The following is an 11,606-nucleotide window of genomic DNA, read 5'->3' as shown; positions in this document are numbered from 1 at the left end:
CACGGCGCAGGACCGGAGGGCGGCGAACGTCGGGCCCGTGAACAGATCCGGGACGGAGCCTGGGCCCCGTCCCGGATCTCGTCCGCGCTCACCGTTGCAGCGCGGGCTCCTCATCGTCGGCGCGCGGCCGTTGACCGTCCGGCGGCTCCGCCGGCCGCGACAGCTTGCTCGGCCACCACATCCGCCGGCCGATCAGCAGGGTGAGGGCGGGCACCAGGACCGACCGCACCAGCAGGGCGTCGAGCAGCACGCCGAAGGCGACCAGGAACCCGACCTCGATCAGCATCACCAGCGGAAGCGTGGTGAGGACCGCGAACGTGGCCGCCAGGACCAGGCCCGCCGAGGTGATGACGCCACCGGTGGCGGAAAGGGCTTTGAGCATCCCCTCTCTGGTGCCCAGACGCACGGTCTCCTCCCTGGCCCGGCTGGCCAGGAAGATGTTGTAGTCGACGCCGAGCGCCACCAGGAACAGGAACGCCAGCAGCGGCACCGAGTAGTCGACGCCCTTGAACCCGAGAATCGTGTCGAAGACGAACACGCTGCCGCCGAAGGCCGCCGCGAACGAGACGATCACGGTGGCCATCAGGACCAGCGGGGCCACGACCGCTCGAAGCAGCAGCCCGAGGACGAGCAGGACGACGATGAGCACCAACGGGATCACCAGCTTCTCGTCGCGGCCGGCGGTCACCGAGGTGTCGAGGTTCTCCGCGCTCGGCCCGCCGACGATCGCCTCCGCCCCGCTCACCGCGTGCACGGCGGTGCGCACCCGCTTGATCGTGTCGTACTCCGCGGTGGTGTCCGGCGCGTCCGCCGGGAACACGGAGATGTCGGTCCAGCCACCGCTGGTCTGACCCGGGATGGCCACTGCCACGCCGGGAATTTTCTCGACGCTGGCGAGCACCCGCTCCTGGTAGGCCGGCCGCGTGAAGATCGTCATCGGCTGGCCGCCGAGCTCCGGGAAGTGCTGGCGGAGAACGGAGAAGCCGGTGACCGACTCCGGCGCGGACACGAACTGGTCCTGCTCCCGCAGGGCACTGGTGTTGCCCACCAGCCCGATGGCGAGCACGCCCAGGACTCCGAGCGAGCCGAGCGTCGCCACCCACCGGCGGCGGCTGATGGCGGCGCCGAGCCGGACCCACAGCCCCGGCTTCTCCTCCACCGCCGTGCTGAACCGCGGAATGGCCGGCCAGAAGATCCGCCTGCCGAGCAACACCAGCATCGCCGGGAACAGCGTCAGCATGGCCACCAGCGCGCACAGGATGCCGGCCGCGCCGATCGGGCCCAACCCGCTGGTGCTGTTCAGGTCCGCGACGAGCAGGCAGAGCAGACCCGCGATCACGGTGGCCGCGGACGCGACGATGGCCGGCGCCGCGCCGCGGAGCGCGTGGACCATCGCGACCCGGACGTTCTCGTGGTGGTGCAACGCTTCCCGATATCGGGCGATGAGCAACAGCGCGTAGTCCGTGCCGACGCCGAACACCAGGATCGTCAGCAGCGCCGAGTTCTGGTCGTTGACCACGATGCCGAAGCCCTTGACGAGCAGGTAGACGGTCGCCATCGAGGTCAGTGCGGCCGCGCCCACGGCCACGAGCGGAATGAGCCACAACACCGGGCTGCGGTAGGTGATGACGAGCAGCAGCGTGACGACGACGATGGTGGTGAGGAGGACCTGCAGGTCGATGCCGTCGAAGACGGCGTCCATGTCGCCGTCGACCGCGGCCGGGCCGGTCACGTCGAGTTCCAGGCCGGCGGGGCGGTCCTTCGCGGCGTCGCGCAGCGGGCCGACGATGGCCTCCGGTGCGCCGTAGGTCGTGCTCACGTCGAGGGTGAACATCATCGCCTTGCCGTCGGCGGAGGGTCTCGTCCGCGGGCCCTCGTCCTCCTCGCCGGCCGGGGCCAGCGCCTTCGGCGGGTACTGCTGGGCAAGGGTGTTGTGGTGGCGCTCGACCGTCGCGCGGTCGGCGTCGGTCATGCCGCCGGCGCGGTGGTACACGAAGACGAACGTGTTGTCGTCCCCGCCGGGGAGACTGTCCTCCAGCACCGCGACCTTGGTGGACTCGGCGCTGGCCGGCAGGGTGTCCGCGGCTTTGTCGGTGGTGACCGAACTCAGCTTTCCGCTCAACGGCCCCATGACCACCGTCAGCACCAACCACAAGCCGATCACCGACCACGGCACCCACCGGCCTGCCAACCGACCTGCCGGTGTTCTCCCGGACGGCACTGCGTCGACTGCCATTCACGAGCCTCCTGCACACGTGTTACTTCGCCTACCTGGCGCCGACTTCCTACCGAGCGAATCTGAGAAGACCGTTAATGCGGTGCTCAGGCCCGCCGTTAGTCCTAAAGGGACTCGACGGAGTAGTACCGTCGTACCGCCTCCCTGCCGAAGTGACGACCGCGGTACGACGAAACGGGACGGATCTGGCCCTAGCGTTCAGGCCATGACGAGAACTCATAGTCCACTGTGGAGGTTCGGGGCGGCCACCGTGGCGCTGGCGACGACGTTCGCCGTCGTCGCCTGCGGGTCGAACGCCGGCAACGGCGCGGCGCCCGTCCCGCCCGGCTCGCACAACGCTCACGCGGGCCGGCAGCCGGCTCCACCGCAACCGCTGCGCGCAGGCGAGCGGTTCGCCGACCTGAAGATGGCCGAGGCCTACACGCCCGCTCCGCCGGAGGGCGGTGGCACGGACGAGTACCGGTGTCAGGTGATCGATCCGGGTCTGACCAAGGCGGCGTTCCTGACGGGGACCCAGGTCACGCCTGAGAACGTCGCGATCGCGCACCACGCCATCGTGTACGCGGTGCCGCCGGGCGGCGCAGCCGCGGTGCGCGAGCAGGACGCGAAGACCCCCGGCCTCGGCTGGCAGTGTTTCGGCGGAACCGGCGTGAAAGGTGCCGAAGTCGAAGAGGGGGAAGCGGCGTGGGTGGACACCTGGGCGCCGGGCGCCGCGGAGACGCTGTTCACCGAGGACGCCGGCTTCAAGCTCGAACCGGGCAGCCTGATCGTCCTCCAGCTCCACTACAACCTGCTCGCGACCGACGGCAGACCGGCCGGGTCGGACCGCTCGGCGGTGCGGCTGCGGCTGACGGACGGCACGCCGCAGACCCGGGAATTCGTCACGTGGCCGCTCGACGCGCCGACCGACCTGCCCTGCTCCCCCGACGAGTCCGGTCCGCTCTGTGACCGGGCAGCCTCGATCGCGGACGTGACGAAGCGGTTCGGGCCGGAGGTCGGCGGTACCGCGGACGAGCAACTGGAGGAGTGCGGCCAGAGTGCGCCGAAGCCTGGCAACACCCAGACCTGCGACCACCAGGTGGAGGCGCCGATGACGCTGTTCGCCGGTTTCGGCCACATGCACCTGCTCGGGCGCGCCATCAAGGTCGAACTCAACCCGGGCACGCCGAACGCCGAGGTCGTGCTGGACGTGCCGCAGTTCGACTTCGACGACCAGCGGCTGCTGAAGCTGCCTTCACCGGTGGAGATCGGTCCGGGGGACACGCTGAGGGTGACGTGCACGCACGACGCGGGGCTGCGCAAACAGCTGCCGCAGCTGAGCAAGCTGCCGCCTCGCTACGTGGTGTGGGGCGACGGCACCAGCGACGAGATGTGCGCGGGCATCATGACGGTCTCCCCCCGCAAGTCCTGACATGACACGGTTGCGTTGGGACTCCCCGAGGCGGTCGCCGGTCTGGGTGTTGCTGCCGCTGCGTGCTTTTCTCGGCGGCACCTTCGCCCACGCCGGTCTCTCCAAGCTCCTCGACACGCACTACTTGGACGACACCTCCCCACTCGGTGTCCACGCGCAGATGGTGAGCGCCGCCGCGACCTCCCCGATCGGCCCGCTGGTCTCGCTGGCCGCCGGCCACGCGACCGCCGCCGGGCTGGCGATCGCTTTCGGGGAGATCGCGGCCGGGCTCGCCACCCTGCTCGGGCTGTTCACCCGGCTCGCCGCACTCGGCGGTGTCCTCCTCTCGCTCAGCTTCTTCCTGACGGTGAGCTGGACGACTCGGCCGTACTACGTCGGGGCTGACATCGTGTTCGCCTTCGCCTGGACCCCGTTGCTGATCGCGGGCGACGCCGGGGTGTTGTCACTGAGTGCCCGGCTGCGCGCGAAGGTGCGGCACGGGCTCGGCTTGCCGGAGCACCCCACGCCGGAGGAAGACGGGACGGTGCAGGACGACGTCGAGCGGCGCACGGTGCTGCGGAGCGGTCTGATCGCGGGGGCGGCGACCGCTGCCGGAGTCACCGCGGGCAGCGCGCTGGCGCTCGCCCGGCGCCCTGCCGGCTCGCCCGCGGACCCGGTGAGCCGCGGCCCGGTGATCGCCGCGGCCGACGACGTCGCCGTCGGCTCGTCGAAGAGCTTCACGATGCCGAACGGGACGCCCGCCCATCTCCTGCGCCCGGCGCCGGACACCTTCCTGGCGTTCAACGCCACCTGCAGTCATCAGGGCTGCCCGGTCTCCTACGCCGGCCCTGGGTTCCGGTGTCCTTGCCACGGCGCCACCTACGACGAGAACGGAAGGGTGACCGGAGGGCCGGCACCCGCACCGCTGACCGAGATCCCGGTCAAGGTCGTCGAGGGCCGGGTCGTGCTCGCCTGATCTTCGGAGTTCCGGCGGACGCGCGAGGTGAAGCGCTAGACAGGCCGGGTGAGTCTCATGTCGTAGGCGAGGATGACGGCCTGGATCCGGTCCCGTGCGCCGATCTTGGCGAGGACCCGCCCGACATGGGTCTTCACCGTCGACTCCGAGAGCGTGAACCGTTGCGCGATCTCGCCGTTGGTGAGGCCGTGGCCGATGGCGACGAGGATCTCGCGCTCGCGGCCGGTCAAGGAGTCCAGCCGGGGATCCTCCCGCACGGGCCCGCCGAGGTCGTCGTCGAGCTGGTCGGCGAACGCGTCGAGCAGCCGCCGGGTCAGCGCCGGCGCGATCACCGCGTTCCCCGCGGCGACGGCCCGGATGCCGGCGAGCAGCTCCTCCGGGCGGGTGTCCTCGAGCAGGAACCCGCTCGCCCCGGCCCGCAGCACGGCGAACGCGTACCGGTCCACGTCGAACGTCGTCAGCACAAGGATTCGCGAACGCCCACCGGCGGCGACGATGCGCCGGGTGGCTTCGATCCCGTCGACGCCCGGCATGCGGATGTCCATCAGCACCACGTCGGGATGCAGCTCGGTGGCCCGCCGAACGGCCTCCGCGCCGTTCTCGGCCTCGCCGACGATCTCGGTGTCGGGGGTGCTCTCCAGCAGCATGCGAAACCCGAAGCGCTGCAGCGGCTGGGCGTCCACCACGAGCACAGAGATCATGAACGGCTGCCTTCCAGGGTCGCGTGGACGGGCCAGCCGCCGTCCGGCGATGCCTACTTCATACCGAGCGGACCTGAGACGACCGTTAGAACGGCGCTCAGACCGGTTGGCCGCCGGCACGAGACCGTCGCGTGGAGGTGCCGGACGTCGCGAAACCGGATCTCCGGCGATTCCGGCGCCGGCTTTCGGCTAACGTGGGCATGGCCAGCGGACCTGCGCTTCTGCTACCACAGGATGATTCACGAGCGCCTGGAGGATGAGGTGTCACGGACCGGAATTGGCCAGACTGGAACCTGTGCATCGCCATCTACGTAAGGCCGACTGGTTGTGACCGTTCCTCCCAGAGTGCTGGCGGACAGGCGCTGGCTCGTGCTGGCGATCTTGTGCGCCAGTCTGCTGCTGGTGTCCGTGGACGCCACGGTGCTGCACATGGCCTTGCCCGCGCTGGCGGAGGACCTGCGGCCCACCGCCACCAGCCAGCTGTGGATCATCGCGGTCTACTCGCTGGTCGCGGCGCCCCTGCTGCTCGCCTTCGGCACGTTGGGCGACCGGTACGGGCGGCGCCGGGTTCTGGTGCTCGGCTACGTGGTGTTCGGGCTGGCTTCGCTCGCGTGCGCGTGGGCTCCCAACGTCGCGGTGCTCATCGGCGCGCGGGCCGCGCTCGGCGTCGGTGGCGCGATGATCATGCCGGCCACGCTGTCGTTGTTGCGCCAGGCTTTTCCCGACCGTGCCGAACGTCAGACCGCCATCGGCATCTGGAGCGGGGTGGCCGGTTCGGGGGCGGTGCTGGGGCCGCTGCTCGGTGGCTTCCTGGTGGAGACGTTCTCCTGGCACGCCGCGTTCCTGATCAACGTGCCGGTGATGGTCGTGGCGATTCCGTTGACCTACTGGCTGATCCCGGAGTCCGCGGACCCGCCGGACGGGCCGTGGGACGCACTCAGTGCGGTGCTTGCCGGGCTGGGCGTCATCGGGGTCGCCTTCGCGGTCAAGCAGACTCCGCACGGCGGGGCGATGTTCGTGCTCGGGCCGGTTGCCGGGCTGCTCGGGTGTCTGTTGCTCGTGGCGTTCGTGCGGCGGCAACGAAAGCTGTCTGTTCCGCTGCTCGACGTGACGCTGTTCCGCGACCGCGCCTTCAGCGTCGCGGTCGCCAGCGTCCTGCTGGTCCTCACCTCGTTGGTCGGCCTGGGCCTGTTGTTCGCCCAGTACCTGCAGCTCGTGCTCGCGCTGCAACCCATGCCCGCCGCGTTGCGGCTGATGTTCGTCATGGTCTCGGCGGTCGTCGGCAGCGTCGTCGCCGGGCCGTTGTTGCAGCGGTTCGGCAATCGCCGGATGACGATCGCCGGGTTCGCCGTCAGTGCGGTGGCCCTGGCGGTCTGCGCCGCGGGTCTGACGGTGACCGAGAACCTCTGGCTGCTCGGGCCGGTGCTGGCGGCGACCGGGTTCGGTGTCTCCATCTCGCTCACCGCCGCCTCCGACGCGTTGCTCGCCGCCGCACCGGCCGAGCAGGCGGGCGCTGCGGCCGCTGTCGAGGAGACCGCCTACGAGCTCGGCGCTGGGCTCGGTGTCACGGTTCTGGGCAGCATCGCCACCCTGATCTACTCGGCCGGTCTTCCCGGCGTGGCGGCACAGGCGCGCGACGGGCTGACCGAGGCGACAGCGGCTGCGGCCGGGCTGCCGGCCGAAGCGGGCTCCCAGTTGCTCGAGCTGGCCCGTGCCGCGTTCGTGGACGGCCTGCGAGCCGCGCTGGTGGTCGGTGTCGTCCTGTTCGTCCTCGCCACGATCGCCGCGGCACGTGCCCTGCCCAAGACGAAGGAATCACACCACGATGACCGAGCTTGATCTCAAGACCAGCACGACACATCCGGCCCAGCCGGGTGTCAGGGGTGGCTGGCGCACACCCGACCGCCTGTACCGGCTGATCAGCAGCCCGGTCCTGCGGATGGTCCTCGGGTGGGACCTGCCGCGCTACGACCTGCGCGTGATCGACCGGCGCCCCGGCACGGTCTGCCTGGAAGTCGGCAGCGGAGGCGGCTTCTACACCACGGCGCTCAAAACCCACCTGGGCAGCGAGAACACGCTGATCGCCCTCGACCCGGCACCGTCGGCCATGCGATCTCTGCGGCACCGGCTGGACGGCGTGCCCGGTGCGCGGATGTCCTACGTGGCCGGTGACGGCTGCAAGCTTCCCCTGGCCGACGACCAGGCCGACACCCTGTTCTACGGGTACAGCCTCGAGGAGATGCAGGACCCGCTGGCCGCCATCCGCGAGGCACACCGGGTACTTCGACCAGGCGGTGAACTCGTCCTGTTCCTCTGGCGGCCCGTGTTCACCCGGCATCGCCGCCGCCCGGTCGTCGCACTGCTGGACGAGCTCTTCGAACGCCGTCGCGCCTCGGCCGGTCCGCAGAACATCCGGCTGATCTACCGGAAGCCCGCTGAGTGACCTGAGGCTCAGAGGTTGCGGTACGGCCTGCTGAAGAACCCGACCGAGAAGGCCGCGGACACGCCCAGTCCGGCGACGACGATCACGACCTCCGGGGCGCCCTTGGCCAGCGCGGTCCCCGCGAGCAACGCGGAGGCCGGGTAGGCGAGACCGGCGCAGGTGGCCAGCAGGCTCATGACTCTGCCCAGCGCCCGGGCGGGCACCGTCCGCTGGAGCATCGTCATGTAGAAGACGTTCACCGTGGTTTGCAGGGACGCGGCGGTGAACATCGCCGCGGTCGCCACCGCCAGCGAGGAACCCACTGGGACACCTGCCAGTGCGAGTCCCTCGGCGATGCCGAGGCAGAGCGCCACGAGCCCGCGGCGGCGCAGGCGCAGGAGTGCCGGGCCCAGCAGTGCTCCCATGACCGAGCCGGCACCGAGGCCGGCCATCATGACCCCGAACCCGAAGGCTCCCCGGCCCAGCGAGTCCTGGGCGAAGACCGGTAGTGCGATCTCGATCAGGCCGACAGCGGCGAGGTTGAACACGAGCGTGGTCAGCAGGGTCATCCTCACCAGGGGCGCGCCGGCGGCATAGCGCAGCACCGATCGCCACGTCCGCAGCCGGTCGCCGTCGCCGGCGTCCAGCACAGCCGTCTCGCCGGCTGTTCCGGCTGCGGGCTTGGGCGGCCGGATCACCATCAGGGTCAGGCTGGACACCAGGAACGTGATCGCGTCGATCAGCAGGCCCACGCCGCTCCTGAGCGACGCGACCAGCATTCCGCCCAGCGCCGGCCCGGCGATCCTCGACGTGCTCTGCATGATCTGGATCAGGGAGTTGCCCGCGGCGAGCGACTCGGGACGCACGATCTGCGGTAGCACGGCGAACGAGGCCGGCATGAAGATCCCGCCGAGGGCGCCGAACGGAACCGCAACCGTGATCATGGCCCAGAGCGGGATGTGTTCGTTGGCGGTGAGCACGACGAAACCGAGCACGACGAGGCCACGGAGCGCGTCCGCGGCGAGCATCACCGGCCGGGCTCCCAGGCGGTCGGCGAGCGCTCCGCCCACCGGGAGGAAGGCCAGTCTGGCCGTTCCGTAGCAGGCCAGCACCACGCCGAGGTTCGCCGGACCGCCGCCCTGGTCGAGCATGACGAACGGCAGTGTGACCAGGTAGATGCCGTCGCCGATCTGGGACAGCAGCTGGCCGACGAGGTACAGCGCGAAGCGTCGTTCCCGCAGCGGAGCCAGCAGGCGGACGGCGGGCTCTTCGGAGGTCGCGTTCACCAGGTGACGGGCAGCGAGTGGATGCCGTAGAGGAGCGCGCCATCCTTGAACGACAGTTCCTCGACGGGGGCGGCGAGCCGGAGGCCGGGAACTCGGGCGAACAGGGTGTTGAACACGATCTCGAGTTCTACACGGGCCAGGTTCTGGGCGATGCACCGGTGGATGCCGTGGCCGAAGGCCGGCTGCTGATGTCCCGCGTCGCGGTCGAAGTCGAGTTTCTCCGGATGGGCGAAGACACTCTCGTCCCAGTTGGCCGCCGCGGTGGACACGACGACGGCGTCGCCCTCCTTGACGACCATGTCGCCGACCTCGATGTCGGCCGTCGCCACCCGCAGCCCACTCGGGTCGGTGATGCTGGGTGGCGCAGGATCTCCTCCACCGCGCCAGAGGTGCGGGACGGGTCGGCGCGGATCGCGGCCAGCTGCTCGGGGTTGTCGAGCAGCAGCACGGTGCCGAGTGAGATCACGTTGGCCGTGGTCTCGTGCCCGGCGGTCAGGAGCGACCAGGCACAACGCGGCGATGTCCTCCTGGTCGAGGACGCGCTTCTCCTGGTTCTTGGCGATGACCCGGCCAATCAGGTGGTCGCCCGGCACGGCGCCCGGTTGCTCGGCCTCCTCCACCTTCGCCGCCACCAGATCGCTGAGTCCCCAGTGGACACTGACGACCTTCGGTCCGCGTGCCGTGCGCCGTACTCGTGTGTGGGTGATGCCGTATCGCACGCCGACCGCCCGCTGCGCAGCTGTCGCCAACGCGGTCGTCTCCTCGTCGGCGAACGCCGAATCCACGCCGGTGGCCGGCAGTCCGAGCGCTGCGGCGGCGTGCGCGCGCTCTGCACGGACCTGGCACCGTCCAAACTCGACACTCCGTCGACCGCCGCCCTGTCGGCGAGGCGCGTAGCCGCCTCGGCCACCGCCGCCGAATCGCGGGTGTCCGCCACAGTGCAGCCGGAGACGTAGAGCTTCTCCCAGGTCGGCTCGGCATCGCACGCCAGCCACACCCGTGCGCGTTCGGCCACAGGCTCAGCAGATATTCGTGGTACACCCGATGGCCGCTGCCGACGACGACCAGCAATGGTGGTCGGCCTGTCATGGCTTCCCCTTCTGGGCCGGTCAGGCCGCCCGCAACGAATCCTCACAAGCGCGGAGGTCGTTGAAGTAGTCGACGCCCTGATCCGTCCACTCGGCTTCCCGGCCGAGGACGTCCAGGCTTTGCGACAAGTTCTTCAGCGCCTGCTCCCTTCGCTCGTGCGCTTCGTCGGGAGCGTCGGCTTCCACCGTCCAGCGGTGCAGGCCGGTGGCCATCCGGGCCAGGACGTGCGCCGAGTGCAGGACTCCGAAGATCGGCCTCGGGTCCGGTCGGAGCGGGTGCGAGGCCGGCGCCGAACCGTTGAGCACGAACGGCCCGAACGAGTTCCGCAGGTACAGGGCGTGATGGCCGGTCTCGTGCAGCGGCATCTCGAACGCGGCGGCCACACTGCCCAGCGATTGTGGCGCGGCGTAGATGACGCCGTACGTCTGCTCGACCGTCGCCGAGCGGAACACCGTTCCGTCCACGTACACGATCGACTGCACCAGAGTCCGGAACTCCTGCGCGGCGGCCGGCCACACCCGTGCGAGCACGTTGGCAGCCTGGTCGACGTGCGGCTGGGAACTCCGCGCCAGCTGCCGGGACAGCGTCAGCGACTGGGCGTCGTCGACCGTCTGGATGTCGTGTTCGAGGACGCGACGCGGCGGGCCGTGCGCACCGAGACGCCCAGCCGGCGGGCGATCATCTCGTCGGTGCGCCCCTTGCCCAGCAGCTTGAGCGCCTCCCGGCCCTGGTCGGTCAGCCCGTCCGCCACACCGGCTCGAACAGGGTGTACAGCGCACTGGCGACACCGTCGATCGAGACGACGACCGCCGATTCGTCGTCGACGTTGACCGAGACCATGGCGATCCGCCGATCGGCGACGAACATCCGCAGCGGAGGCGACGGCGCGGTGCGCACCTCACTGCCGAGTTCGGACAGCCGATGAGCGTGCTCGATCGCGGACGGGTGGTTGCGGATGCTGTCGAGGTAGATCGTCCGCAGGCGCACGTCCCGGCCGGCGGCGCCGGAGTCCAGGAACGGATCGGCCGGCTGGTTCTCCGCGCCGCCCGGTATGAACGAGCACGCCTCCCATTCGCAGATCGCCGCCATCTCGCGCAGCCGCTGCCGGACCGCGGCCAGGCCGATCAGGTGCTCGACGGCCGGGTCGGCCAATTCGGGACGGAATTCGGAATGTTGTGAAAGAAACCGGGTGAGCGCGAGTTTGCTCTCTTCGACTTCCTGCTGACGGCGCGCGACCTCGGCCCACTGCCGGGCTACCAGTGCCGCCATGCCGACTTCGGGGTCGACCAGCCGCGGCGGCTGCTGCTGACAATTGTCACCGGCCTGCAGCAGCGCCATTTTCGTCAGATCTTCCAGCGCCTCGCAGACTTCGCGTTCCGTGAGATCGAGATGATCGGCGAGATGATGACAGTCGTCGCCCGCACAATCCAGCAAGGCTGGATATACCAGCTCGGAAGTCCCGCTCAGCCCAAGCGCTTCCAGCATAGAGCCATCCCCCAGGACGCA

At 70.1% G+C, this 11,606-nt stretch carries 11 protein-coding genes; 4 read left to right on the top strand and 7 right to left on the bottom strand.

The window, feature by feature from the left end:
• Positions 1-88: 88 nt before the first annotated feature.
• Positions 89-2,236: an MMPL family transporter gene (locus LX88_RS34875; protein WP_258952055.1), complete on the bottom strand. Its 2,148-nt coding sequence runs from the start codon at positions 2,234-2,236 to the stop codon at positions 89-91.
• 205 nt (positions 2,237-2,441) lie between these two features.
• Here LX88_RS34875 and LX88_RS34870 point away from each other — a divergent pair, with 205 nt between their 5' ends.
• Entirely contained in the window at positions 2,442-3,647 is a 1,206-nt protein-coding gene (locus tag LX88_RS34870) for a monooxygenase (protein WP_258952054.1), read from the top strand.
• 1 nt (position 3,648) lies between these two features.
• Complete coding sequence (locus LX88_RS34865; protein WP_258952053.1) at positions 3,649-4,602, top strand: Rieske 2Fe-2S domain-containing protein; 954 nt, start codon at positions 3,649-3,651, stop codon at positions 4,600-4,602.
• 35 nt (positions 4,603-4,637) lie between these two features.
• Here the strand turns inward: LX88_RS34865 and LX88_RS34860 are convergent, their stop codons facing one another.
• Positions 4,638-5,303, bottom strand: a complete 666-nt coding sequence (locus LX88_RS34860; protein WP_258952052.1) for a response regulator — start codon at positions 5,301-5,303, stop codon at positions 4,638-4,640.
• Between the two features lie 345 nt (positions 5,304-5,648).
• On the opposite strand from LX88_RS34860, the gene LX88_RS34855 reads away from it, so the two are divergent.
• Together LX88_RS34855 and LX88_RS34850 are read left to right on the top strand one after the other, a co-directional pair.
• Positions 5,649-7,142 (top strand): MFS transporter, encoded by a 1,494-nt coding sequence (locus tag LX88_RS34855; RefSeq protein WP_258952051.1) that lies wholly within the window; start codon positions 5,649-5,651, stop codon positions 7,140-7,142.
• Positions 7,129-7,746 (top strand): class I SAM-dependent methyltransferase, encoded by a 618-nt coding sequence (locus LX88_RS34850; RefSeq protein ID WP_258952050.1) that lies wholly within the window; start codon positions 7,129-7,131, stop codon positions 7,744-7,746. Before LX88_RS34855 ends, LX88_RS34850 begins: the two co-directional genes overlap by 14 nt.
• Before the next feature lie 8 nt (positions 7,747-7,754).
• Here LX88_RS34850 and LX88_RS34845 read toward each other — a convergent pair whose 3' ends face one another.
• From LX88_RS34845 to LX88_RS34825, 5 genes are all read right to left on the bottom strand, one after another.
• The gene (locus LX88_RS34845; protein ID WP_258952049.1) at positions 7,755-9,011 is read right to left on the bottom strand and encodes an MFS transporter; all 1,257 of its coding nucleotides are present in this window, start codon (positions 9,009-9,011) and stop codon (positions 7,755-7,757) included.
• On the bottom strand, positions 9,008-9,796 hold the full coding sequence (locus LX88_RS34840; RefSeq protein ID WP_258952048.1) for a cytochrome P450: 789 nt from the start codon (positions 9,794-9,796) through the stop codon (positions 9,008-9,010). Before LX88_RS34840 ends, LX88_RS34845 begins: the two co-directional genes overlap by 4 nt.
• Before the next feature lie 324 nt (positions 9,797-10,120).
• Positions 10,121-10,672 (bottom strand): aKG-HExxH-type peptide beta-hydroxylase, encoded by a 552-nt coding sequence (locus LX88_RS34835; protein ID WP_258952240.1) that lies wholly within the window; start codon positions 10,670-10,672, stop codon positions 10,121-10,123.
• Positions 10,673-10,686: 14 nt separating this feature from the next.
• On the bottom strand, positions 10,687-10,851 hold the full coding sequence (locus tag LX88_RS34830; RefSeq protein WP_258952250.1) for a helix-turn-helix domain-containing protein: 165 nt from the start codon (positions 10,849-10,851) through the stop codon (positions 10,687-10,689).
• Positions 10,836-11,585, bottom strand: coding sequence for a TrmB family transcriptional regulator (locus tag LX88_RS34825; RefSeq protein ID WP_258952047.1), 750 nt, complete (start codon positions 11,583-11,585; stop codon positions 10,836-10,838). Before LX88_RS34825 ends, LX88_RS34830 begins: the two co-directional genes overlap by 16 nt.
• Between the last annotated feature and the right edge of the window lie 21 nt (positions 11,586-11,606).

Origin of the sequence: Lentzea californiensis (genome assembly GCF_024648825.1) — a bacterium.
Lineage (GTDB): Bacteria > Actinomycetota > Actinomycetes > Mycobacteriales > Pseudonocardiaceae > Lentzea > Lentzea californiensis.
The sequence above is the reverse complement of the archived record's forward strand: the minus strand, read 5'-3'. Positions and strand labels throughout refer to the sequence as shown.